This is a genomic window from Octadecabacter sp. B2R22 (assembly GCF_018861045.1).
In the GTDB taxonomy this organism is placed as follows: domain Bacteria; phylum Pseudomonadota; class Alphaproteobacteria; order Rhodobacterales; family Rhodobacteraceae; genus Octadecabacter.
Genome location: NZ_JAHKQJ010000007.1, coordinates 234,341 through 258,124, shown reverse-complemented (window position 1 = coordinate 258,124; position 23,784 = coordinate 234,341). Strand labels below are relative to the sequence as shown.

At 56.8% G+C, this 23,784-nt stretch carries 27 protein-coding genes and 2 tRNA genes; 17 read left to right on the top strand and 12 right to left on the bottom strand.

What is annotated here, in order from left to right; genetic code table 11:
* The first annotated feature begins 269 nt into the window (after positions 1–269).
* From KO486_RS06750 to KO486_RS06740, 3 genes are all read left to right on the top strand, one after another.
* Positions 270–1,082 carry a DUF481 domain-containing protein gene (locus tag KO486_RS06750; protein WP_216036483.1) on the top strand — a complete coding sequence of 271 codons (813 nt, stop codon included), beginning with the start codon at positions 270–272 and terminating at the stop codon, positions 1,080–1,082.
* Positions 1,083–1,172: 90 nt separating this feature from the next.
* Positions 1,173–1,550, top strand: coding sequence for an MAPEG family protein (locus tag KO486_RS06745; protein WP_216036482.1), 378 nt, complete (start codon positions 1,173–1,175; stop codon positions 1,548–1,550).
* Between the two features lie 95 nt (positions 1,551–1,645).
* A tRNA-Gly gene (locus KO486_RS06740) sits at positions 1,646–1,720 on the top strand.
* An 88-nt stretch (positions 1,721–1,808) separates the two neighbouring features.
* On the opposite strand, the gene KO486_RS06735 is transcribed toward KO486_RS06740, so the two are convergent.
* The gene (locus tag KO486_RS06735; RefSeq protein WP_216036481.1) at positions 1,809–2,402 is read right to left on the bottom strand and encodes a GNAT family N-acetyltransferase; all 594 of its coding nucleotides are present in this window, start codon (positions 2,400–2,402) and stop codon (positions 1,809–1,811) included.
* A 121-nt stretch (positions 2,403–2,523) separates the two neighbouring features.
* Between KO486_RS06735 and KO486_RS06730 the strand changes: the two genes are divergently transcribed.
* The 3 genes from KO486_RS06730 (at position 2,524) to hisH (ending at position 4,506) form a co-directional block, all read left to right on the top strand.
* Positions 2,524–3,213, top strand: coding sequence for a tetratricopeptide repeat protein (locus KO486_RS06730; protein WP_216036480.1), 690 nt, complete (start codon positions 2,524–2,526; stop codon positions 3,211–3,213).
* Positions 3,214–3,275: 62 nt separating this feature from the next.
* A complete protein-coding gene (gene hisB / locus KO486_RS06725; RefSeq protein WP_216036479.1) occupies positions 3,276–3,863 on the top strand; it encodes an imidazoleglycerol-phosphate dehydratase HisB in 588 nt (195 codons plus the stop codon).
* Positions 3,864–3,867: 4 nt separating this feature from the next.
* The gene (gene hisH / locus KO486_RS06720; protein WP_216036478.1) at positions 3,868–4,506 is read left to right on the top strand and encodes an imidazole glycerol phosphate synthase subunit HisH; all 639 of its coding nucleotides are present in this window, start codon (positions 3,868–3,870) and stop codon (positions 4,504–4,506) included.
* A gap of 81 nt (positions 4,507–4,587) precedes the next feature.
* On the opposite strand, the gene KO486_RS06715 is transcribed toward hisH, so the two are convergent.
* Positions 4,588–4,974 carry a DUF2147 domain-containing protein gene (locus tag KO486_RS06715; protein ID WP_216036477.1) on the bottom strand — a complete coding sequence of 129 codons (387 nt, stop codon included), beginning with the start codon at positions 4,972–4,974 and terminating at the stop codon, positions 4,588–4,590.
* Positions 4,975–5,134: 160 nt separating this feature from the next.
* On the opposite strand from KO486_RS06715, the gene hisA reads away from it, so the two are divergent.
* Positions 5,135–5,851, top strand: a complete 717-nt coding sequence (gene hisA, locus KO486_RS06710) for a 1-(5-phosphoribosyl)-5-[(5-phosphoribosylamino)methylideneamino]imidazole-4-carboxamide isomerase (protein ID WP_216036476.1) — start codon at positions 5,135–5,137, stop codon at positions 5,849–5,851.
* 83 nt (positions 5,852–5,934) lie between these two features.
* Here the strand turns inward: hisA and KO486_RS06705 are convergent, their stop codons facing one another.
* A complete protein-coding gene (locus KO486_RS06705; protein ID WP_216036475.1) occupies positions 5,935–6,381 on the bottom strand; it encodes a DUF302 domain-containing protein in 447 nt (148 codons plus the stop codon).
* Between the two features lie 154 nt (positions 6,382–6,535).
* Between KO486_RS06705 and KO486_RS06700 the strand changes: the two genes are divergently transcribed.
* The 4 genes from KO486_RS06700 to KO486_RS06685 are packed head-to-tail and all read left to right on the top strand — an operon-like array spanning position 6,536 to position 8,385.
* A complete protein-coding gene (locus KO486_RS06700) occupies positions 6,536–6,994 on the top strand; it encodes a DUF2867 domain-containing protein (protein WP_216036474.1) in 459 nt (152 codons plus the stop codon).
* A gap of 41 nt (positions 6,995–7,035) precedes the next feature.
* Positions 7,036–7,794: an imidazole glycerol phosphate synthase subunit HisF gene (gene hisF, locus KO486_RS06695; protein ID WP_216036473.1), complete on the top strand. Its 759-nt coding sequence runs from the start codon at positions 7,036–7,038 to the stop codon at positions 7,792–7,794.
* 1 nt (position 7,795) lies between these two features.
* On the top strand, positions 7,796–8,098 hold the full coding sequence (locus tag KO486_RS06690; RefSeq protein ID WP_216036472.1) for a phosphoribosyl-ATP diphosphatase: 303 nt from the start codon (positions 7,796–7,798) through the stop codon (positions 8,096–8,098).
* On the top strand, positions 8,095–8,385 hold the full coding sequence (locus KO486_RS06685; protein ID WP_216036471.1) for a Dabb family protein: 291 nt from the start codon (positions 8,095–8,097) through the stop codon (positions 8,383–8,385). The genes KO486_RS06690 and KO486_RS06685 overlap by 4 nt, the downstream gene beginning before the upstream one ends.
* A gap of 3 nt (positions 8,386–8,388) precedes the next feature.
* On the opposite strand, the gene KO486_RS06680 is transcribed toward KO486_RS06685, so the two are convergent.
* The 4 genes from KO486_RS06680 to rlmB form a co-directional block, all read right to left on the bottom strand.
* The gene (locus tag KO486_RS06680) at positions 8,389–8,853 is read right to left on the bottom strand and encodes a CoA-binding protein (RefSeq protein ID WP_216036470.1); all 465 of its coding nucleotides are present in this window, start codon (positions 8,851–8,853) and stop codon (positions 8,389–8,391) included.
* A gap of 170 nt (positions 8,854–9,023) precedes the next feature.
* Positions 9,024–9,479 carry a YHS domain-containing (seleno)protein gene (locus KO486_RS06675; protein ID WP_216036469.1) on the bottom strand — a complete coding sequence of 152 codons (456 nt, stop codon included), beginning with the start codon at positions 9,477–9,479 and terminating at the stop codon, positions 9,024–9,026.
* 103 nt (positions 9,480–9,582) lie between these two features.
* Positions 9,583–9,894: a hypothetical protein gene (locus tag KO486_RS06670; protein WP_216036468.1), complete on the bottom strand. Its 312-nt coding sequence runs from the start codon at positions 9,892–9,894 to the stop codon at positions 9,583–9,585.
* Between the two features lie 15 nt (positions 9,895–9,909).
* On the bottom strand, positions 9,910–10,695 hold the full coding sequence (rlmB, locus tag KO486_RS06665) for a 23S rRNA (guanosine(2251)-2'-O)-methyltransferase RlmB (RefSeq protein ID WP_216036467.1): 786 nt from the start codon (positions 10,693–10,695) through the stop codon (positions 9,910–9,912).
* A 242-nt stretch (positions 10,696–10,937) separates the two neighbouring features.
* Between rlmB and KO486_RS06660 the strand changes: the two genes are divergently transcribed.
* Positions 10,938–11,021, top strand: a tRNA-Tyr gene (locus KO486_RS06660).
* 67 nt (positions 11,022–11,088) lie between these two features.
* Here the strand turns inward: KO486_RS06660 and KO486_RS06655 are convergent.
* The 4 genes from KO486_RS06655 to KO486_RS06640 all read right to left on the bottom strand — a co-directional run bounded on the left by KO486_RS06655 (position 11,089) and on the right by KO486_RS06640 (position 14,428).
* Positions 11,089–12,837: an FAD-binding protein gene (locus KO486_RS06655; RefSeq protein WP_216036466.1), complete on the bottom strand. Its 1,749-nt coding sequence runs from the start codon at positions 12,835–12,837 to the stop codon at positions 11,089–11,091.
* Positions 12,834–13,505, bottom strand: a complete 672-nt coding sequence (locus KO486_RS06650; protein WP_216036465.1) for a ferric reductase-like transmembrane domain-containing protein — start codon at positions 13,503–13,505, stop codon at positions 12,834–12,836. The genes KO486_RS06655 and KO486_RS06650 overlap by 4 nt, the downstream gene beginning before the upstream one ends.
* Before the next feature lie 3 nt (positions 13,506–13,508).
* Positions 13,509–13,718 carry a 4Fe-4S dicluster domain-containing protein gene (locus KO486_RS06645; RefSeq protein WP_216036464.1) on the bottom strand — a complete coding sequence of 70 codons (210 nt, stop codon included), beginning with the start codon at positions 13,716–13,718 and terminating at the stop codon, positions 13,509–13,511.
* A gap of 170 nt (positions 13,719–13,888) precedes the next feature.
* Positions 13,889–14,428: a hypothetical protein gene (locus KO486_RS06640; RefSeq protein WP_216036463.1), complete on the bottom strand. Its 540-nt coding sequence runs from the start codon at positions 14,426–14,428 to the stop codon at positions 13,889–13,891.
* A 96-nt stretch (positions 14,429–14,524) separates the two neighbouring features.
* On the opposite strand from KO486_RS06640, the gene KO486_RS06635 reads away from it, so the two are divergent.
* From KO486_RS06635 to KO486_RS06620, 4 genes are all read left to right on the top strand, one after another.
* Positions 14,525–15,544, top strand: coding sequence for a hypothetical protein (locus KO486_RS06635; protein ID WP_216036462.1), 1,020 nt, complete (start codon positions 14,525–14,527; stop codon positions 15,542–15,544).
* Positions 15,545–15,603: 59 nt separating this feature from the next.
* Complete coding sequence (hemN, locus tag KO486_RS06630) at positions 15,604–16,959, top strand: oxygen-independent coproporphyrinogen III oxidase (RefSeq protein WP_216036461.1); 1,356 nt, start codon at positions 15,604–15,606, stop codon at positions 16,957–16,959.
* Positions 16,960–17,042: 83 nt separating this feature from the next.
* Entirely contained in the window at positions 17,043–18,335 is a 1,293-nt protein-coding gene (locus tag KO486_RS06625; RefSeq protein WP_216036460.1) for an O-acetylhomoserine aminocarboxypropyltransferase/cysteine synthase family protein, read from the top strand.
* A 118-nt stretch (positions 18,336–18,453) separates the two neighbouring features.
* Entirely contained in the window at positions 18,454–19,563 is a 1,110-nt protein-coding gene (locus KO486_RS06620; RefSeq protein ID WP_216036459.1) for a serine/threonine protein kinase, read from the top strand.
* Positions 19,564–19,625: 62 nt separating this feature from the next.
* On the opposite strand, the gene KO486_RS06615 is transcribed toward KO486_RS06620, so the two are convergent.
* Positions 19,626–20,348 carry an SIMPL domain-containing protein gene (locus KO486_RS06615; RefSeq protein ID WP_216036458.1) on the bottom strand — a complete coding sequence of 241 codons (723 nt, stop codon included), beginning with the start codon at positions 20,346–20,348 and terminating at the stop codon, positions 19,626–19,628.
* A gap of 171 nt (positions 20,349–20,519) precedes the next feature.
* Between KO486_RS06615 and KO486_RS06610 the strand changes: the two genes are divergently transcribed.
* Complete coding sequence (locus KO486_RS06610) at positions 20,520–23,780, top strand: hypothetical protein (protein WP_216036457.1); 3,261 nt, start codon at positions 20,520–20,522, stop codon at positions 23,778–23,780.
* The last annotated feature ends 4 nt before the right edge of the window (positions 23,781–23,784 follow it).

Genomic DNA, 23,784 nt, shown 5'->3' with positions numbered 1-23,784 from the left:
CACCTACGAACCATGACCCATCACGGCGATAAATGCACATAAGGTACTATTTTTAATATACTTTATTTTACCTTTACCAAAGAAACCGAGCCGCCAAGCAGCCCCCTTAAAGCACCTTTCACGCTCTCGAAAGATCACAACGAGTTCACAAAAACGGGAGTGTTATGGAACCGTTTCTTTTCCCCCTCGTTTCTCTCTCAGGTGGCTCATAGGTCTCCTACACAGCGCACCTCTCCCGTGCGCAACAATGCATTGAAGGAACGAAAACAATGAAAAATACGACACTCTTCTTCGCGGGCACAGCACTGTCCATTCTTGCGACTGGCGCGACTGCCCAGACATTCGGCGACAGCGCCGTTGATACACGCAACGAACAGCTGGCCGAAAACATCGCAGATGACTTTGACCGCGACGTCAGCACGTTCGGCAACACAGGCCGCGCATTGGGCTTTGACGGCTCCATGTCCCTGCAAGGGTCTGCAACATCCGGCAACACAGACAGCTCCTCCATCGGCATCGGCGCTGACTTGGGCTATTACGATGGCACAAACGGCTACACAGCACAGTTGAGCTATCTGTTCTCCGAAAATGACGGCACAACAGACGAAGACAGCCTGTTGTACGATCTGGAATATACACGTGACCTCGGCACGTCCTACTACGGCTTCGCAACACTGCAAGGTAGCGTTGAAAGCATTCCGCTGGACACATCCGACAACTTTCTCGGCTTCGGGGCCGGTTACCGCATCTATGACACAGCCAAGACATACTGGGCCGTTCAGGGTGGTATCGGATACCGCGTTGCAGATCTAAGCTCTGCTGACGATTTGGACGAAGGCGCGATCACAATCGGGTCCGCGTATTCCAACCAGCTCAACGAGACACTGGCTGTCACCATGGATACTGACATCATCTCGTCTGATAGCGATACTGTGGTCTACAACGATTTGGGCCTTAACGTGGCAATGACAGAAGTTCTGGCACTGCGTACATCCTTGGTAACCGAATACCACACAGAGCCAGAAGCAGGCCTGGCCAGCACTGACAACACATACGGCGTTTCCCTCGTTTACAACTTCTAAACGAAACAACTCGCGTTTGCAGGAAGAGGCGGTTGCATCAAGCAGCCGCCTCTTTCATGTTTGGCGTCACCTTAATTATCGGAGCCTCCCATGATCACTGGTCTTTACGCCGCTCTCGTCGCCATTGTTTTCATCGCACTCAGTGCTCGGGTTATCTTGTACCGCCGTGCCCATCAGATTGGCCTTGGGGATCACGGGAACAAAAGCCTGATGAAACGTATGCGCGCGCAGGCCAATTGTGCGGAGTATGCGCCTTTTGGGGTGCTGCTGATGGCACTGGTCGAACTCCAGAATGGCTATGCCCCGCTTTTGCACCTGATCGGTGTGACCCTTTTGGCGGGGCGCATAGTGCATGGGTACGGGTTTTCGGCCTCTCCACCCATCATGGCGATGCGCCAATCCGGAATGATGCTGACGCTGGCGTCTTATCTGCTGAGTATTTTGGCTCTGATTATTCTTGTTTTCTGAGGTTTTCCCAAGCTTTCACAAAAAGGTTCGCGAATTACGTTTTTTCCTCTTGCGGGGTCCCGCGCGACTTTGTAAATGCTGCCTCACGAAACGGTGCGGGCGTAGCTCAGGGGTAGAGCATAACCTTGCCAAGGTTAGGGTCGGGCGTTCGAATCGCCTCGCCCGCTCCATTTCGATCCAGTTCACCCAGCTGGAAGTGCAAAGGCCGCCCTCGGGTGGCCTTTTTGCTTTGGTGGGTCTGAAACGCTCCGGTTTTGATTATTCAGGAATGATCGGCAATTGCGGGGTACTGTCTTTTGGCAAGGCGCCCACAAGCCTAGGATCATCCGCAATTTCGATTTCCCGCTTAAAGGCTGTGAACCCGCTTCGGACGTAGAACGGCAGGGCTTGTGGACTATCTAGCGTGCAGGTGTGGACGTGCAGTCGCGTGATCGGCTCGGCCCATGCCTTGCTCAGGGCCTGCTCCATCAACCAGCGCCCTGCCCCCGTTCCGACCATATCGGCGATCAGTCCAAAATAGCCGATCTCGCATTCACCAGCGATGCGAAAGTCCAGCTCAAGCATCCCGACATCGCGGCCATCAACAGTCACAGAATATATCTGGTTTGCCGGATCGTTCAGAATCGCTGCCAATTCATCGTCGCTCATCCCGAGGCGCGAAAACCAAAGCCAGTCCTGTCCGCCGACCCGCGTGAACAGATCGCGATACCACTCAAGGTCAGGTGTGACGTGGGCGATCAATGTCCCCGCATCAAAGTGAGCCGGGCGTTCGGCGGGCCTCTCAAACATCTGCAAATGCGTAACCACGGCGGCGATTTTGCCCTGCGGCACATCCCAAAACTCAGATTTCATTATGGTACGTCCTTATTCTGCTCAAACCATTACCCGCCAATAACCAAACTCCTGCCCCATTCCCGTCACACCGAAACGATTTGTTTGGTGACAGGAAACAATGACCCTAGCAGGACACGACATGCCTATTGCAACGATGCACGTATCAGACGCCAAACCAGACGCGACATTCAACCCCGATCAAGGGACTGACATCCAAGAGGTGCGCGAAAAGCTGGATGAGTATCGCCAACGCCCAAGAATTGGGTTCGAAGCGATCCGTGACAACACGGATGTCTGTGCCGACCCACAGATCGCGGCCGTCTTTGTGGAATGTTGCATCGCTGCAGAACGCCCTGATGTTGCAGTAATTGCTTTGCCGCTGGCTGACGACCCGCAAGGATGCTTGGCGGCTACGCTGCACATGGTGAACGACGAACCAGCACAAGCCTTGGCAGCGCTCAAGGGGCGCCCACAAGATGCCCGACATCGTTCGCGCATGTACGGGCTGCGGATCCGTGCTCATAGCGCGACAGACAATCATATGGGGGCCGTTCAGGCCGCTCATGAATGGTCCAAGGACGTACCGAATTCACCAGCGCCGATGCGGGTTATGGCCAAAACGCTGGCCCAAGCCGGAGATGCGCGTGCCGAAGCGTGGTTCAAACGCGCGATCAAGGTTTCAGGCGGGCGTCCTGCGCTTATTATGGACCTCGCCGAGTTCTTGATGGGGCAAGGCAAGGCAGAAGCGGCCAAAGACCAACTCAGCACGATCACCCACGCATCCAAACAAGAAAACCGTCGCAAAGCCCGACTGTTGCAGGCCATTTGATGGCGGTTGCCCGAAGGCCCAAACGCGGCCTATAAGGGCGCTGAACCTAAGGGACTGGAATTATGCGCAGCGCAACAATCAGCCGGAAGACCGCTGAAACAGATATTTCTGTGGAACTGAACCTCGATGGAACCGGGGTCTATGACAACCAAACAGGCGTTGGTTTCTTTGACCACATGCTGGATCAATTGTCGCGTCACAGCCTGATTGACATGACCGTGCGCGCCACGGGCGATTTGCACATTGATGACCACCACACTGTTGAGGACGTGGGCATTGCCATTGGCCAAGCCTTGGTCGAAGCACTGGGCGATAAGCGCGGCATCAACCGCTATGGCGACTGCCACCTTGCGATGGACGACGCACAGATCCGCTGTGCGCTTGATCTGTCCGCACGCCCCTATTTGATCTGCAACTTGGATATTCCTACTGCCAAGATCGGCACGTTTGACACCGAATTGGTGCGCGAGTTCTTTCAAGCGCTCGCCACACACGGCGGCATCACGTTGCACATCGACCGTTTGCACGGATTTAACAGCCACCACATCGTCGAGGCTGCGTTTAAATCCGTGGCCCGTGCGTTGCGTGTTGCTGTTGAATCCGATCCTCGTAAATCGGATGCGATCCCGTCCACTAAAGGCGCGCTGTAACGCCATGACAACGGTTCTGATCGATTACGACAGCGGCAACCTTCACTCCGCCCAAAAAGCGTTTGAACGCATGGCGCTGGAAACCGACGCGGGCGACGTTGTTGTCACCGGCGACCCTGATGTGGTGCGTCTCGCGACGCGTATCGTCTTGCCTGGTGATGGCGCGTTCCCCCACTGTCAGGACGAATTGCACGGGATCTCCGGTCTGGCCGAAGCCATCGTCGAAGCGGTTGAAACCCGCGCCGTGCCTTTCCTTGGCATTTGTGTTGGCATGCAGATGATGGCCAAACGCGGTTTCGAATACGAAGAAACACCCGGCTTTGGCTGGATTGACGCCGAGATCAGAAGGATCACACCAAGCGATCCGACCTTCCCCGTGCCCCACATGGGCTGGAATGATCTGGTCATCGACATACCGCATCCGGTTCTGGACGGTATTGCGACAGGGGATCACGCCTATTTCGTCCACTCATGGGCTATGCAAATGGGCGACCCAAAGCAACGTTTGGCCCATTGTGACTACGCTGGCGACATCACTGCGATCGTTGGTCATGACAATATCATCGGGATGCAATTCCACCCCGAGAAAAGCCAAGATGCTGGTTTGCGGATGATTGCAAACTTCCTGAAATGGGCGCCATAGAAAAAGCCGCGCTCGGAGAAATCCAAGCGCGACTTCAAAGAGTCTTATCAAATCCCTAAAGGACGATCCTAACGTGACGCTTTAGTTGCGTGTCCACGTGCCGCCATCGCGACAAATGCCCAGAACGCAGCCTGACACGGACAAGGTATTGCCGTTCAACTGCAGGCGCGAGTTGTAGGTCTTGTCACGGTCAGGGGACCAAACTTGCCCACGATATTCGCCACCACCATTCGGTGTCGTATCAAAGATGATCTGACGGCCAATATTTGCGGATTGCATAGCGGCCCCATTGCCGTCGAATGCTTGTGTCAGCGTGCCGCAAAGCGCCGCGCCACAAGGTGCGACGTTGACGATGCCAGAGTTGCCATTGTCGTCCGCAGGTGTGCGCCAATTGCCTTCCAGTGGATCAGCAAACGCCGCGCCAGCGAAACCCAGCGTCGCCGCAAGTGTAAGTGCGATAGTCTTCATTTTGATATCTCCTCCCTGAGATTGGACGCAGTTTGCAGGGCTTGGGCGATTCTGTTCAAGGATAACGTAGGGTCGCAACGGGTCTGCGCTGAAACGCACCGTGCGTTGCATCCCCTGCTCACCCGTGCATAAAGCGGCCAAACACGTGAAAGGCACTGCTATGATCCTCTACCCTGCTATCGACCTCAAAGACGGACAAGCCGTGCGACTGGTGCATGGGGACATGGACCAAACCACAGTGTTCAACGACGACCCTGCCGCGCAGGCGCTTGAGTTCGTTGAGGCCGGTTGTGAGTGGCTGCATCTGGTTGACCTGAACGGGGCCTTTGCAGGCGAACCCGTAAACGCCGCCCCGGTTGAGGCGATCCTGAAGGCCTGTAAGGTGCCCGCGCAACTTGGCGGCGGCATTCGAGACATGAAAACCATCGAACGTTGGATTGATCGCGGCCTACAGCGCGTGATCCTTGGCACTGTGGCGGTGGAAAACCCTGACCTCGTGCGCGAAGCTGCAAAAGAATTCCCCGGTCATGTGGCTGTTGGCCTTGATGCGCGCAACGGGTTTGTCGCGACCAAAGGCTGGGCGGAAGAGACTGATGTGCAGGTCACAGACCTTGCCAAATCGTTCGAAGACGCGGGCATTTCGGCGATCATCTACACCGACATCATGCGCGACGGCGCCATGAAGGGCCCCAATATCGCCGCCACCGAAGCCTTAGCCCGTGCAGTCGATATTCCAGTCATCGCGTCAGGTGGCGTGTCGTCTATGGCTGATCTTGAGGCGCTCAAAGCGACTGGCGTGATTTCGGGCGCGATTTCTGGACGTGCCTTGTATGATGGTGCCATTGATCTAAAGCAGGCGCTCGAAACGCTCGCGTAAGCCCGCCCGTTTGCGGTCGTGGTGTCTTGGGGTTTCTCGGCGTAAAAACGGCCCCGCTCCCTTGGGGGCCGTATTTTGGTGGCTTAGCCGCCTGTGGCCTGATTGGTCAAACCGTTCAACGCACCATTAATCCGTTCAATAAACGGAGCGTCCGGAGCTACATCCAAACCTTCAAACAATGTGCCTGCATCCTCAAAGCGGATCGTGGTTTCACCATTGTTGTTATAGATCAAAACATGCAGCGGCAGGACCAGTCCCGCGCGCAGATCTTGTTGCATGACGGGTGTGCCGATCATCGGATTGCCGAAAATCAACAACTGCGCATCGGGCAATTCCATCTCAATGGACACCGCGCCTTGTGAATGATCCACGCGGGCAAAAACAGTTGCGCCCGCATTCGTCACCGCATTTTCCAAGGCGTCCATCGCGTCTTCCACGTTCAAAGTACTCGTCTTTTCGACGGTTTCCGCCATCAAAGGCTGAACTGCCAATCCAAGAACTGCCGCTGCCGTAAGTAGATAATTTTTCATGTGTGATCTCCTTCTGGGTGCACCCTAGAAGCAAGCCATGAGCGACAACACTCACGGTTGCGTGAAGGGCACAACAGCCGCGGCGTTTTGGGCGATTGCCCACGGCCCTGAACGCGGCAACACTCCAGTTGAGTAACATTTAGGGACCAACCCGATGACCAACCGTGTTCAAAAGATCCACCTTCCTGCTGAGAGCGCACTTCATGCCCGCCATGAAACCGGTGACTTCCTGGATTGCTACTCAGTGGCGTCCAACATGCCCCCCCGTCAGGCCTCTGAAATTATTACAGACTTCCCCAAATGGGCGCAGTATCTTTTGGTGATCCGAGGGATCGTGACAGCCCCGTTTGGGCTCGACAATGACGGTCCTGAAGCCGCCGATAAGGCAGGGATCTTTCCGATAGAAAGCGAAACCGCGCAGGAGGTTATTGCGGGGTTCAACGACAAACACCTGAACTTTCGCGTCTCGGTTCTGTCCAAGGACGGCCAAGTAAGCCTTGCTACGTGGGTGTCGCCACACAACTGGGGCGGGAAACTCTACCTTGCGGCGATCCTACCGTTTCATATCTTGATTGCCCGAAATGCCCTGCGCCGCGTGTCCCGCGCGGGGTAAGCCCCCTTTTCCTTTTACACCAAAGGCCGTACACCAGCGCCATGTTAAAAACCCGCATCATCCCCTGTCTGGACGTCGCCAATGGCCGCGTGGTCAAAGGCGTGAATTTCGTTGATATCGTGGACGCCGGCGACCCCGTCGAAAGCGCGATCGCCTATAATGACGCAGGCGCAGACGAACTCTGTTTCCTCGATATCATGGCGACCGAAGAAAACCGCGGCACCATGTATGATCTGGCAACCCGTACCGCCGAGGCCTGCTTTATGCCGCTGACAATCGGTGGCGGCGTGCGCACCCATGAAGACGTGCGCAAGCTGCTGTTGGCGGGGGCGGATAAGGTGTCGTTCAACTCGGCTGCTGTGGCCAATCCTGATGTGCTGACCGAGGCCGCATTGCGTTTCGGGTCCCAGTGCATCGTTTGCGCCATTGACGCCAAAACCGTGGCCCCCGGAAAATGGGAAATCTTTACCCACGGTGGGCGCCGCGCCACTGGCATTGATGCTGTTGAATTCGCCCTAACCGCCGAAGCCAAAGGCGCAGGGGAAATCCTGCTGACGGCCATGGACAACGACGGCACAAAATCCGGTTTCAATCTGGAACTGACCAAAGCGGTGACCGATGCGGTCAACATTCCCGTTATCGCGTCTGGCGGTGTCGGCACGCTGGATCACCTCGTTGAGGGTGTCACAAAAGGCGGCGCATCCGCTGTTTTGGCTGCCTCGATCTTCCACTTCGGAACCTACACGATTCCCCAAGCCAAGGCGCATATGGCCGCCGCTGGCGTCCCAGTAAGGCCCTGATATGTCCGTAAAAAACCTCGCCCAGACGATTGCAGCCCGCGTTGGCGCTGACCCAAGCGAAAGCTGGACCGCAAAGCTATTGGCGAACCCCGACAAAGCCGCCGAGAAATTCGGCGAAGAAGCCGTGGAAGCCATTATTGAAGCCACCAAAGGCGACAAAGCCCGACTGACATCTGAGGCAGCGGACGTGATGTATCACCTGTTGGTCATGTGCGCGGCGCATGGGGTGACGCTCGATGATATCGAGGCAGAGCTGGCAAATCGCACCGCCCAATCCGGCATTGCCGAAAAGGCCAGCCGATGATCCGCCATATCGCCTTTTTCTCGGCCATTGATCCCAATGATCTTGATACCATCGAAGCAGGCCTTTGGGTTTTGAAAGACAACCCTCACGCCGAAAGCTTCGCGGTGCATCGCAACCTTAACCTTGATGAAATTCCGGGCCCCCACCCTGACTTCGTGGTCATGGCCGACATCAAGGACGAAGAGGCCCTCGCCGCATATAAAGCCCACCCGCTTTATGCAGAAAGCATCCGCCTTGTTCGCCCACTGCGTGACATCCGGGTGGCCGCGGATTTACGGCTCGATTAACGGCTAAAGTTTTGACGAAATGACGCCGGTGGCGAACCCACCCATGCGCAATTCACCAAACAACCTTTGATATTCGATCTTCGGACAGCGGTTCTGGATGACGGTTACACCCCGCGCCTGTGCTTTTGCTGCGGCCTCAGCGTGTTCAACGCCGATTTGCATCCAGATCGTCTGTAGGTTGGGCCATTTGGCCAATGCCTCATCCACGATGGCAGGCACGGCATCTGAGCGTCGAAAGATATCGACAAAATCCACATCAAAGGGAATATCGCTCAGCGATGCGTAAACTGTTTCGTCAAACAGCTTTTGCCCCGCCAATCCCGGGTTCACGGGCACGACACGCAACCCCCGCCGCTTAAGGTAACGCGCCACGAAATAGCTCGGGCGCACTTGGTTCGCTGACACCCCGACCACGGCCACCGTTTTGGCGCGTTGCAGGACGTCTTTCAGATGATCATCGCTATACATGTCGCTACCCTAACTCTGTTTCTTCAAACAAAAAAGCGCCCGCATCAAAGTGCGGGCGCAAGTGCGGAACGAGGGACAGTGAGACGAAACGAAGGGTTCCAGTCTTCGTTTCCTGATTAAGATATAGGAACGTTTTTCCGTAAAAGTAGAACAGATCAGGAAAACGTGATCTAGCCTAAGATCGTGGGCCAATACCCGTTCGCAAGCTCGATATTGCCCGGAATGTCTTCGGACCACACTTGGCGCACATTGACCGAGTAGTTGAGGTAAAGTTTACCATCATGCACGGTCCACGCTTCGGGCACGGAAGATGCGATCGAACCCTTTGACATCGCAAAGGCGCAGTAGCCACCATATTGCGGCGCGTAGGTTTCTGGGTTGGCCATGAACTGTTCCATGTTCTCGGCTGAGGCGAACTGCCATGTCGTGCCACGCCACATCACGGCGTTGGCAGGATCGCCCTGTGCCGGTGCGCCTTGGGTGAAATAGGCGACGGGATCAGCGCCCCGAATGGCAAACCCGCCGTCCGAAAAGACCTCCGGTTCGGCGGCCATAGCCGGGCGGTTAAACAGAACAGCCAAAGGGGCAGCGGCCGTTGCGGCCAAAAGAGTGCGTCGGGTCAGCATCGCAAACCTCCAATTAAATCAATTGCGTTGGTTCATATTTGGCGCAATCCGCGCCCCAAAAGAACCCACCTCGCCTCCTCGTGACCAAGCGAGAGCAATTGTTTCAATCAAATATATCTTCGATGTCGTCCCAAATCTCTTCGGCGATCTTGTACCATAACCCTTTGCGTTTCCTGCGCTTTTCCACCTTACGGGGGCGTGGATGGGGCTGCTTTGGATGGGTTGTTTTGGGTTTTCGCCGCGGTTTGGCTGGTTCGGCAGAACGCGTCTGCACAGCCTGTTTCGGTAACATTTTGAGATCATGAAGCGGCGCACCACAGCTGGAACAGCTCAATTCATGGCGCCCTTCGCCAGAAAAGACCAGCGCGGCGCGGGTCCCACAGTAACAACAGGTTGCTATCTTACGGACGGGCATAACTGGGTCCGACCTTTAACCACGGCTCGCATAAAGAGCGACGGCAGCGGCGTTTGACACGTTGAGGGACCCGAACTCGCCCGCAAAGTCGATCTTCACCAAGGCATCACATGTTTCTTTGGTCTTTTCACGCAATCCCGGCCCTTCGGCCCCTAGGACCAGCGCAATTGCACGGTCGCGTTTGCCCTCAACGGCCGCTTCGATTGTGCCTTCCGCTTCGCCATCAAGGCCAAGCACCAGATATCCCATGCCCTGAAGTTCAACGATAGCATCCGCCAGATTGCGCACTCGCAGGTAAGGTTGGCGTTCCATCGCACCACTGGCCGTTTTCGCCAAAGCACCGGTTTCTGGTGCCGCATGGCGTGACATGGCCACAACAGCCTGTGCGCCAAACACTTCGGCAGACCGCAAAATAGCGCCAACATTATGCGGATCCGTCACGCGGTCCAGCAAGACCACACGCGGAGGGCGAACACCGTCGCCCATGCAACGGTCCGCGATTTTGCCCCAATCCAGCGGCTTAACTTCTAGGGCGACACCTTGGTGCACCGATTGCGGATCAATTGGGGCCGCAAACCTGCGCGGGTCCGACATTTCCGGTTCAGGACAGCCGTTTTCACCGGGCGTCACGGCATCACCCAAACGATCCAGCGCATTGCGCGTCACGACAAGGCGCAGTTTCTCACGGGCGGGATTTTGCAATGCATCACGGACCGCATGCAGACCAAACAGCCAAACGGTATGATTGGCTGCGGCGCGCTTATCGCGTTCCTTATCGACGACCCACTGAGGTTTTTTCACGGTGTGCTCCTTTGTGATGGCCCTGCCCTAGCGATTAGCATGGTTTGGCGCAAGAGAGCGCGGTTTACTGGGCGCAACCGCACCACACCCTACAGGGCGGGTTGTGGTGATCAGCAACGGACATTTTGCACTGGAAATCAGGGGTATCGGCGCGCCTGAAACAAGGAAGTTTCAAGCACACCCATTTTCCGTCCGTTTTGCAGTTGACGCGCATTGGGGCCGCAGCTATTGACGCCGCCAGTGGGCGACAGGCCGCAAGGTGTGGCAGGGGACTGTAACTCCCTCGCGGAGACGCACGCCTGGTTCGATTCCAGGGTCGCCCACCACTACCACACACCAGTGTCTAACACCTGCGGAGCACGCCCGCAGACGACGTGCCCCCCGTGTGGGCCATTATGTAGGCCACGTGTCAAACGGTTGTTTTTCAAGCTGCATTGACCCATCTTCACCTTGATAGATGTTGATCCAAGCGCGCCAATTCACATCATCCATATCTGGATAATCCAACCTGTAGTGGCTGCCGCGGCTCTCCGTGCGCATTAGAGACGCGCGCATCTTCATTTCCGCGCTTAGGATCATGTTACGGGTCTCATGGGCCAATCGCAGCTCGTGCATGTTGGCGGCCCGCAGCATCGGCACATGGTGATCTCGAAGTTCTTCGACGTAGGCCAATGCGGCCGTCATCATGGACGCTTTCTTTATATACAGGACGAAGTTAGGAATCATGATCCCCTGCAGAGTTTGCGTGACCCAAGCAGGCCCGTAACCCGCATCAAGACGTAGGGGCGCAAGGATTTCGTCTACTATTTCAGAAATCCGTGCGTCGGGAATAACAGGCGTGTCCGCAGTATCGGCGTATTCTGCCGCCGCTTCGCCCGCAATTGCGCCCTGCACGGCAGACCCCGTAAGGGACGATCCGACCTGCGTATAGATGCCACCCGACATATGGCTGCCCAGCGCGTCGCCTGCCGCATATAGCCCCGCGATATTAGACGCGCAGCGACCATCAAACGGGACTAAACCTTCGGACTTGTGAATGGCCATACCCGCCGAAGCACCGCCAACATTGGCGCTTGGCTCAAACCCCGGAGGCGGAGCACCTGGCGCGCCGCCTTCGCCAGAGGGCGGGCCACCCCCTTCGTCGTCCCCACCCGGAGCGCCAAAATCGCGCTGGAATTCTACTGGCGTCTGGGGGCCGCCTTCGACCTCTACCGCGTCTTCATCACTTGGCGCAGAACCGGGGCCACCCGCGACGGGGTTGCCTGTCATGTAGGCCGTGTAGTTCAGATCGACGCCAAGGTCGTGGTGCACCTCAACGCCATTGGTCGAAGGCACGCGTTCAAACATATCGCCCCAGCCGTCATAACAGGCGGCGGGATTATCGGAGCGTGTCATATGCCCGTCATTCCATTCCTTGCCCGTGACTTTTGCGCCAATTTCATAGGCCATGATCGTGCCGTCATGGGTCAGATCACCCAATGGGAAACCGTTGGGTTTGAACCCACCTGCCCCCGTGCACAAAATCACCGACTTCGCGCGGATCGTGACAGTTTCTTCAGCGTCGATGCGAAAGCCTGCCGCGCCTGCAATCTTGCCGTCTTCCTTGATCAGGTGTGTTACGTGGACCCGTTCCAAAAGCGGAATGTCGCGATCTTCGATAGGTTTCATAAAGGGGCGATTGGACAGCGTTTGATCGAAATATCCCCACTCTCGCAGGTCTGCGGCCCGCGCCATTGAATGTTCGGCCATCTGGCGTGTGTAGGTCGGATTGCTTGTGCCCAGCGCCGAACGCGCGACCGTATCAACGAAGTCATCAATCGTGTCGGTTTCAACGTCAGGATCAAAGACAAAGAACCCCTTTCCGAACGGCGTAAGCCCGGATGAACCAAGCCGCCCTTTTGAGACGATCATCGTGGACGCCCCTGCATCATGGGCCTTAACGGCGGCAAACAGACCTGCCATCCCGCCGCCAATGACCAGAACGTCAGTTGCGTGATCTGTGTTGGTGATCGCATCTACGTCGATTTCAACGACGTTCTGCGCCCAAGCAGCCATCCCGAGGGACGCGGCCCCTGCCGTTGCACCAGACAGCGCAAGGAATTCACGACGGTTGGGTGCGTGTGTTTCAGTCGGCGCGGTCATGATGTGGCTCCTTTAGAAGCAGGTTTCTGTTTGGGTGTTGAGGTGCCCCAATACATGTGGGCCAGCATGGCGAACCCCAGAACGGTTAGGACGATAAAGAAGACGGACATCGCGACGTCAGTGTGACGGCCCAAGGCGATGGAATGCCACAGGGCAAACACGGTGAACGCGACCGCAAGCGCGCCATGGAAATAGCGCCAACCACGGTATTTGAGTGTGAATTTTGGGATCAGTTTTCTACGAAAGAAAACCGTCATACCCAGCACCACCATAATAACCCAAGCGATCAGACCCAAAACGATACCGGGGTTTCCGAAATCCGTGATCATGGTGACGAATGCATCCCATGGCTTGATCCCACCCTCAAAGTAACGGGGCAAAACGATCAAAACCGGATGCACAAAGATAATGGTAATCGCCGAATAGGCGATGACCTTATGGACCTTTTGAATTTGGGGCGGCTTGAACAGGCTCAGCAAGGTTTCGTTGCTGCGCGCTAAAAAGAACTGACCAAGCATCATGGTAAAGGCCAACAACGTGATCAGCGATAGGCCCTCTTTGAGCAAAGTGCGCCGCGGCGCATCACCGAGAGCATAAAACAACAGCGGCAGTCCGACGAATACGGCGAGAGCTGAAAGGATGGCATAGGTTTGGGCACTGAGTTTCATGACTTACCCCCACGGCACAATGACAGGGATGGATTTTTCCGGCGACATCTCGATGGCGTCAACGGGGCAATACATCCGGCACAGATGGCAAATTTGGCAATCCGCAGGATAGGCGATCACGGCTTTGCCGTGCTCCATTCGAATGACGTCACAGGGGCAGGATTTAACGCATTCCTGACACCCGATGCAGCCGTTGATACTCTTGATGGTCATCGTTTACCTCCGATACAAAGAGACGCCCAAATGGGGCGATTTATTCTACTACGTTTAAGCCGTGGCTTTCCGTCGTAGGTATCGTGCGGCATTCAGTCATTCGTTGATCTAACGCAAACACCCCGCCCAGAACGACTGGGCGGGGTGGGTTTTAGGGACAATGCCGGCGTTCAGGGAATTCGAACTTCGCTGCGCTCAAACTGGCCAAAATCGCTGGTCCCGTCATCATAGACGATCTCAACGTAGATGCTTTCAACGGACCCAGGCGGGAACGAAACATAGGGCCGATAGTTATCCAGATCGATCATCACATTGGGTTGTGCGTAGTCCAGATTACACGGCTCCATCGGCATCACGTTCGTCGCAGGTTCTCCGTTGATCCCGTAGCGGATATCCCAAAGACCGCAGCGCCACGCCATAAGATGGCTGAAATAAACCAGATCCTGTCCGTCATATTCACGCACCCCGACCCAGTTATTCTTGGTCATGCTAAGGATCGCACGGATTTCGATGGCCGTGGTGTATTTACCTGTCGGGATTTGTGGTTCTGGCTCACGGTCCGCATTCAGATCATCACCAGACCCAAGGGCCAACGGTAAAACCTCTTCTACGGCAGGCGCTGGGGCAGCGGCGGTTTCAGTTTGTTTGGGTTGGGGCGGCTCAATTCCGATCCCGAGCCCGATAATGAGCGGTAAAAATAGATCAATCATTCAGGTCTCCAATGCAAAAAATATGCGGCATTCGGCCCTTCCCTTGGGGGCTGTAGCACCCCTATACTGCCCCTAAAGAGCACACAGGCAAGCAAAATGGCGAAAAAGAAATCTTCCAAGGCGGCGGAACAGCTGTCATCGGACTTTGATATTGTCATCGTCGGTCAGTCCGGTCGGTTGCAGTATGAATGCCTCTTGCTTGCTGCTTCCCTGAAAGAAAATGCGCCGAGTTTTTCTGGCACGCTTTACGTGGCCGAACCCCAAGCGGGCCCGCTTTGGGACAAAGACCCGACCATGGCAGGCGATATTAAAGGCGCATTGACCGATCTTGGTGCGGTGATCCTGCCCTTCGAGAACACCGCTTTCGGAGAAAGCTATCCGAACGGCAACAAAATCGAAGCCCTTTGCGCGATGCCAGAGGGGCGGAATTTTCTATTCCTTGATAGCGACACATTGATTGTTGGCGATATTGGCACGCTGGCGACTGATTTCTCACGTCCGTCTGCCTCTATGCGGCGCACGGGAACATGGCCCGAAGAAGAACTTTACTGGCCGGGGTATTCTGCGATCTGGAAATCCCTTTACGACCGTTATGATCTGGATTTCGAAAGCACGCTCGACCCTGATCAGCCGGATGAATATTGGGAACATTACCTTTACTTCAACGCAGGCTGGGTGACGGGGCATGATGCGCCCACATTCGGTGCGCGCTGGCGCGATTGGGCCGTTGAAACCCGTGACAACCGCCCCGAAGAACTGGTGCTGCAATCCTTTGATCCATGGCTCGACCAAGTCACATTGCCCCTTGTGATCCATAGTTTTGGCGGGGGCCGCCCGGGTGATGATCTAGCTGGACTTGATGGGGATCTCACCTGTCATTACCGTCTGCTGCCCTTACTTTATGCCCGTGAGGCCGATGCCGTAGTGACAGCACTTGAAGACGTCACTGCGCCCAACAAAGTGAAAAAGTGGCTCAAGCAGTATGATCCGTTCAAGCGTATGATCTACCAAAAGCGCGGCCAAAAGGTGCGCGATTTGTTTGACCAGAACGACCTGCCCCCGCGCGAACGCCAGTTGCGCAATCGCATCAAACGCGAAGGCTTCTGGATGCGCTAAGGGCGTTTTATTTGATCGAGCGCAAAGACCGCCTCGATTCCCCCTCTTATCGCTGGGTCATGGAAAATATCGATCTTCTCACCCGCCACGGCCTGTTTGACGCCCAAGTCCCGCGTTACACAAGCTATCCGACCGCCCCCATCTTTTCACAAGACGTTGGCGCTGCTTTTCAATCCGTGGCCATTGCGGCCCTTGATCCCGCTGAACCTGTGTCGGTCTATATCCATATCCCATTTTGCGAACGCCTGTGCTGGTTCTGCGCCTGTCGCACCCAAGGGACCCGCACGCTCAGCCCTGTTGAGCAGTATATCGAGACCGTGAAACAAGAGCTTGCCCAGATGGCTGCCCTGTTGCCAGACGGTGTGCAGATGGGGCGTTTGCATTGGGGGGGCGGCACTCCGACGATCTTACCCCCTGCCCTGATCCATGATCTGGCCCAAGCGGCAAAAGCCACCTTCCCGCCCGCCGAAAAATTCGAATTCTCGGTCGAGATTGATCCAACCTTGGTTGATGATGCCAAGATCGCAGCCCTTGCGAGCGAGGGCATGAACCGCGCTAGCATCGGCATTCAGGATTTCTCGCCTGATGTTCAGGCCGCAATCGGACGCGAACAGCCGTTTGAGGTAACGCAAGCCTGCGTGCAGTCCTTACGCGCGGCGGGGATTACGTCGCTCAATGCTGATCTGGTCTATGGCTTGCCCTACCAGACCGCAGAGAAAATCACAGATACCGTGCAAAAGGTGTTGGAACTGAACCCTGACCGCATTGCTTTGTTCGGCTATGCGCATGTGCCACACATGGCAAAACGTCAAAAGTTGATCAAAGAAGAAACCCTGCCCTCGGACACCGACCGTTTTGCGCTGTCGACCCTTGCAGCCGACATGTTCTGCAAGGCGGGTTATCAGGCCATCGGGACAGACCATTTTGCCAAGCCAGACGATGAACTGGCACAGGCCGCAACGCGCGGCGATCTGCGACGCAACTTCCAAGGCTACACCACAGACACCTGTTCGACCCTTATCGGGGTTGGCGCGTCTTCAATCTCGCGTTTCGCCCAAGGCTATGTGCAAAACGCCGCTGCCACCGGTGCGTATACCCGGCGCATTCAAGATGGGGATCTGTCCGGCTTTCGCGGCCATGAACTCACTGTTGAGGACAAACTTCGCGCCCGCGTCATCGAAATGCTGATGTGCAATTTCGAAATCGATGATGCCGAGCTGGCTGACACCTTTGGTGAGCTCGCAGCCTCCCTCGACGCTACTCACGCACAGGCGCTTGCCAAATTCGATGGCGTGACCGAGCGCGGGCCAAATGGGCTGAGGATTTTGCCCGAAGGCCGCGCCCTCGTGCGGATCATTGTGCAGCTTTATGACGGCTACTCCGACACCAAGGCGATTTTCTCTAAGGCGTCGTAGGGCTATCCGCCTCTTTGGCGAGGTCATTGAGGTTGCTTGGCTTTGCCCTTACGTTGCCCCCCAACTGAAATTGGGAGGACACCATGAGCGAAACGACATCCTACGGCTTTGACACGCTGCAAATTCACGCAGGCGCACGGCCTGATCCTGCAACGGGCGCACGCAACACGCCGATCTATCAAACAACGGCTTATGTGTTTCGCGATGCGGACCACGCGGCGGCTTTGTTTAACCTGCAAGAAGTCGGCTACATCTATTCGCGCCTGACCAACCCAACGGTTGCGGTTTTGCAAGAACGTATCGCAACCCTTGAGGGCGGCGCTGGTGCAGTTTGCTGTTCGTCCGGTCACGCCGCTCAACTTATGGCGCTGTTCCCGATCATGTCGCCTGGTAAGAATGTTGTTGTCTCCACCCGCCTCTACGGCGGTTCGGTCACGCAGTTTAGCCAGACAATCAAACGTTTTGGCTGGGAAGCAAAGTTCGTCGACATGGACGACACCGATGCGGTGAAAGCGGCGATTGATGACAACACCCGCGCCGTCTTCGGCGAAGCGATTGCAAACCCTGGTGGCTACATCATGGACGTGCGCGCGATTGCAGATATTGCTGATGCGGCGGGTGTTCCGCTGATCATCGACAACACAACAGCGACGCCCTACCTGTGCCGCCCGATTGAACATGGCGCGACACTGGTTGTGCATTCCACAACCAAATACCTCACAGGTAATGGTTCCGTGACGGGTGGTTGCGTAGTCGACAGCGGAAAATTTGATTGGGCCGCGTCCGACAAATTTCCAAGCCTGAGCGAGCCTGAGCCAGCCTATCACGGCCTAAAGTTTGCTGAGACGTTTGGCCCGCTTGCCTATACGTTCCACGGCATCGCCATCGGTCTGCGCGACCTTGGCATGACAATGAACCCACAAGCGGCGCACTACACGTTGATGGGGGTTGAGACCCTGTCCTTGCGGATGGACCGCCATGTGGAAAATGCGACCAAGCTTGCCAACTGGCTGGAGGGTGATGATCGCGTGGATTACGTGACCTATGCGGGTCTTGAATCTTCCCCCTATTTCCACCGCGTCAAAGACGTCTGCCCAAAGGGCGCGTCGTCCCTGTTCACCTTTGCGGTCAAGGGCGGCTATGAGGCTTGCGTCAAACTTGTGGACTCATTGGAAATCTTCAGCCATGTCGCCAACCTTGGGGACGCACGTTCGCTGATCATCCACCCTGCATCCACGACCCACCGTCAGTTGACAGCCGAACAACAAGAGGCCGCGTCTGCCGGTCCGGGCGTTGTGCGTGTGTCTATCGGGCTTGAAGATGCCGATGATCTGATCGCTGATCTGGATCAGGCATTGGCCAAGGCGACATCCTAAACCTTAATCGTTTACATCATTGCAAAGGGCCCCTTAATCGGGGCCCTTTTCTTATGTCTTGTGCGGTCAAATAAACCTCCCTACCAATGTTCAAGAATTGGCATTGAAGGGGATCATGATGCAAAAAACTGTCGTTAACAGCTGGAACGAATGGGACCCGCTTCGCCACGTGATTGTTGGCCGTGCAGATGATTGCCACATCCCGCCAGAGGAACCCGCACTGGATGCGAAAGTCCCCGAGGACAGCGACATGCGCGGCCAATGGGGCCGCCGCCCGCAAGAAACCATCGACCGCGCCAATGAACTGCTGGATAACTTTGCATCCATGTTGGAAAAGCGTGGCGTTCGCGTGGATCGCCCGACGTCCATCGACCATTCCCTGCCCGCCACAACGCCGGATTTTCATACCGATAGCCAATTTGGCTGCATGCCACCACGGGATGTCTTGCTGACAGTCGGATCAGAGATGCTTGAGGCGACGATGTCCTATCGCTGCCGCTGGTTTGAATATCTCAACTACCGCCCGTTGATGCAGCAGTATTTCGATGAGGACCCGAATTTCCGCCACGAATCTGCGCCCAAACCACGCCTGACGGATGCGGATTATCACCCTGATTATCTGTCCGAGAAGATTGGCGATGCAAAGCGCTTGCAGTGGGCGGCTGAAAAGTTCTTTGTCACCACCGAAGAAGAACCGCTTTTTGATGCTGCCGACGTGCTGCGGTTTGGCCGTGATTTGGTGGTGCAACACGGGTTCACAACGAACCTTAAGGGCATCGAATGGCTGCGCCGCCACTTCCCCGATCACCGCGTCCACACCGTGAACTTCCCCGGTGATCCTTATCCGATTCACATTGATGCGACGTTCACGCCCCTGCGCCCCGGTCTGATCTTGAACAACCCGCAGCGCCGCTTGCCAGCCGATCAACGCAAAATGTTTGAAGACAACGACTGGGAAATCGTCGATGCGGCCCAGCCGTCCCACAACACGCCGCCGCCGCTTTGTTATTCTTCAACGTGGCTGTCGATGAATGTTCTGGTTCTAGACCCAAAGACAGTTTGTGTCGAAAAATCAGAGGTTTATCAGGCGGAACAGATGGATAAACTTGGTATGGAAGTGGTCGAAGTTGACCTGCGCGATGCTTATGCCTTTGGTGGCGGGTTGCATTGCTGCACAGCGGATGTCTACCGCGAAGGTACGTGCGAGGACTACTTTCCAAAGATGTAGTCGCACCACAAATCCGCATTACAAAACAATGGCTTCGCCCCAGAAAGGCGAAGCCAATTTCTTTAGTCGCCAATCGCATAGACCAACGAAACCGACGCCCGCAATTCGATCTTTCCAGCCGAGATGGGCACATCGTATTGGGGCGACGAAGCCGCCATTTCCAACATCACAGGTTCAGCGCGCATTGGGTTGTAGCCGCTTGAACCACCTTCGCTCAGACGCAAAAGATCACCTAAAGGAACACCCGCCGCCCCTGCATAAAGCGCGGCCAATCGAGCGCCTTCGGCGACAGCACGACGGCGCGCTTCGTCCATGGCTTCGCTTGGATCCTGAAGACCAAACTGGACACCATCCAACCGGTTCGCCCCGTCCCCGACCACTGCCGCCAGCAACCCACCAAGCTGATCCAGATCATTCACGATCACTTCGACAGAATTAACCGCCTGATACCCCGTGATCTGATTGCCCGAACTTAGAACGCTCTGGCTATAGCGCGGGTTAAGACGGATGGCGCCGCTTCTGATATCTTCAGGCAGAACCCCCTCAACGTCCAAAGTGGCCAGTATAGCGGCCGTCGCACCACTCGCACCATCCAGCGCCGTTGCGGCGTCTTCGGCTTCGGTCTGAACGCCGATGTTGATCGTTGCCATATCGGGCTCCACGCTGACCTCTCCGTTGCCGTTTACGGTTATTGTACGTGGTGTTTCTTCCGCTGACGCAGGGGCGACAAGTGCGGCGCTGGCCAAAGTGGCCGCCACGAGCAGCAGGGCAATAATTGAACGCATAAAATTTCTCCGAGAATTAGGACTGATGCTATGTATGACGTATATCAGACCCCGATCCTTGGGGAGAAAGACAAGATTCTTAACCTTGGCGTGCGCGATTCCTTGCTATACCTTGAATCTATAAGAAAAAGGGGTGTTTGCAGCCTCGATTGGGGATGCTAAGTCACGAAGATGAAAACGAATTTTGCACTGTCTTTGTCGTTTGATGGTTTGCGCCTCATGCACCGCGTTGCGGATGGTTGGCATTTGGTCGGTCAGGTGGCGTTGGACAACCCTGACCTGACTGGCGCTTTGTCGAACCTACGCGATGCCGCCGAGACGCTTGAACCCTCAGGAATCTCAACCAAACTTTTGATTCCAAACGACCAAATCAAATACCTCGCGCTGGACACCACCCGCGCAGAGGAGGCCGATGTTTGGGCGGCCTTGGACGGTGCCACCCCTTACGCGGTTGAGGACCTGTCCTTTGACTACGTCAAAGGTGGGGGCCGCACTTATGTCGCGGCCGTCGCCAAGGACACCCTAAGCGAAGCCCAGCAGTTTGCGAGCGAACACGGGTTTAACCCCGTTGGTTTTGCCGCAGTACCCGAACCGTTCACATACGTGGGCGAAGCGTTTTTTGGCGCGACCGAGGGCAATACAGCAGAGCGAGATGCAGAGCCGGTCATCGTAACGGGTCAGTCGGATGTGGTCATCGCGGCCACTGCCGCACCCGAAACGTCTGAAGTTGAAGCAGGTGATGAAGACGTCCCCGTCGAGGATGAACAGCCCGAAGTTGAAACCCTCATCGAGGACGCGGCAGATACCGAAACAGTCGACGTCGCAGAACCTGTACTTGAAGAGCCAGAGCCAGAGGAACCCGTCCACGACATTTTCGAAGATCAAACGCCCGCTGATCCTGAGCCTGAAGCGGCGCCCGAGGTTGAGGCACCCGAAGCAGAGGCTGAAACACCTGAAGTTTTGGTCGACGAAATCGCGGAGAACGTCGAAGCCGTTTCAGACGAGGCTCAAGAGGAAATAACTCAAGAGATCACTGAGGACACGCCCGAGGAAATCCCCGAAGAAGCGCCCGTGTTCGCATCGCGCCTTCGCGCAGATCGCAACGATGGTCACCCCGCGCCACAGTCTGCCACCGAAGCACCTGCCGCGCCCCAGCGCACGGAACCGGTATTCAGCCGCACGGCCCCGCCGCCTCTTGCGGTTCCAACAGGCAAAGGCACAGACGCAATGCCGCCCGTGTCCGCACCGGCCCGTGATGAAACAATGCCCCCCGTGCAGGCGCCAACACCCACTTTGTCGGCCAACGTGCCCGAGCCGGAAACGGCCCCCGCAATCACAGGCGAATCCTCTACCGCCCTGCCCGTAGACGCCGCTGTCGCGTCTGCGTCCTTGATGGTTGAACCCGATCACGTTGAAGACGAAGTGACGGAACCCTCAGACGGCAAAGGCGCTGCTGCGGCAGCACTTGGCGCGGCCGCCGCCGTTGGAAGCACCGTGGGTGGCATGTTTGCCAGCCGCCGCATGGCCCGCGCCGATGCAAAGGCCCAAGCGCCGGAACCAAAAGAAGCCGCTCCAGAAGAGAAATCCCGTCTTACAGTGTTTGGAGCACGCAAGCAGCCCAAGCCCAAGCCCGTTGTTGGCGGCAAGCCTCGGTTCTTGGGATTGATCCTGACAGCTGTTCTACTGCTTTTCTTGCTGGCGTTTGCGGCATTCGCGGCGATGTCAGAAGACGGCATCGCAGGTTGGTTTGGCTTTGGCAGCTCCGATACCCAGATCGCAGCCGATCCTGACACCGTTGACCCGTCGGCTTCGGAGGTGGCCGCGCTGCAGCCAGACGACGCCGACGCCGCGGTCAATGCGCCTGACGCTTTGGCCACACCGACACCCCCTTCTGGAGGACAGGTCCTTTCCCCAGAAGAAGCAACACGCATCTACGCCGCGACCGGCGTATGGCAAAGGGCCCCTCGCATTCCACTTACCCCCCGTACAACCAGCATCGACGCGATGGCGGTTGGTACAGCGTCGCAGGCGGTTCCACGTGTTCCGCCCAGCCCCCTGGCCAGTGCCAGCAGCGTGGCAGGCGACGCTTTGATCGCGACACCGATTGACCCACCGGCCCCAGACGAAACCTTTAACTTTGGCGCTGACGGCGTTGTTGTCGCAACGCCTGAAGGCAGTGCTACACCTGACGGGATCGTCGTGATTGCAGGCCGCCCAGCCCTGAACCCGCCAACACGCCCTGGCACTGTTGCCCCTGAGATTACTCCACAAGATCAACTCGCTGCAGTCATTCCTGACACAGCCGAACCTGTCGAAGACGCGCCGGACGGCGTCGTAATCATCAATGGCCGTCCCGTCATCGAACCGCCAGTTCGCACGGGGACCACGGCCCCAGCGCCCGCGCCCACGGTTGCCGCTGTTGAAGATGGCACAGGGCCTCTCGTTGCAACAGACGGTCTTTTGGTGCTGGCCGGTACACCAACAGTTCTACCGCCGATCCGGCCCGGGACGGTTGCCCCCACGGCGACGCCCGTCACGCCAGTTGAACCTGAAACGCCGGTTGCGACCGCGCCAGAAACCGAACTGACCTCGCCGCAACCCGAGGGGTTGAATGTTATCGCCGGTGCGCCACCGATTCTTCCACCCGCACGCCCTGGCACAACAGCCCCACAAATTGACGCCGCTGTTGAAACACTCTCCAGTGAGGTTGCTGCAGCCCTTTCGACCGGCACGGCCCAAACGCCAACGGCCGACACGCCACGCCCGCTTGTGCGCCCCGCGGCTGTGACACAAGCCGCCGCTGCAGTCGCCAACGCTCCTGTGCTTGGAGAACTCACCACGGCGCAGGCGTCTGCATTCAGGCCCCGCACCCGCCCTACTGGTCTAGCTCCCGAGCCACAACCTGATCCCGAAACTCCCGCCGCGCCAGAACCCGAAGTTGCCGTCGTTCCTGAGGACCCCGCTGGCCTGCAAATCTCGCCTGAGATTGCCGCCGCTGTGCAAGCCGCCGCAAACCGTCCGGATCCGATCATCAACGCGACATCCCAAGCGGTTGCCGTAAGTGAACGTCCTGACACCCGCCCGCGCAACATGGCCCGCATCGTTGAACGTGCGGCTGCCGCTCAAGAACGCGCGGCAACCCAAGTCGCCGCCGTGCCACGCGCCGCTGCGGTTGCGCCAAGCGGGCCGACGTCCGGTTCCGTGGCGCAGAACGCAACGCTGGAAAACGCCATCAACCTACGTGAAGTGAACCTCATTGGCATCTACGGTGGCTCAAGCGATCGGCGCGCCCTGGTGCGCCTGGCCAACGGCCGCTATGTGCGGGTCACGGTCGGGGATCGTCTTGATAGCGGTCGGGTGACTGCGATCAGTGCCAGCGCTCTGAGTTATACAAAACGGGGCCGTGCCATCACTCTTGAGGTTGGCGGCTAAGCTT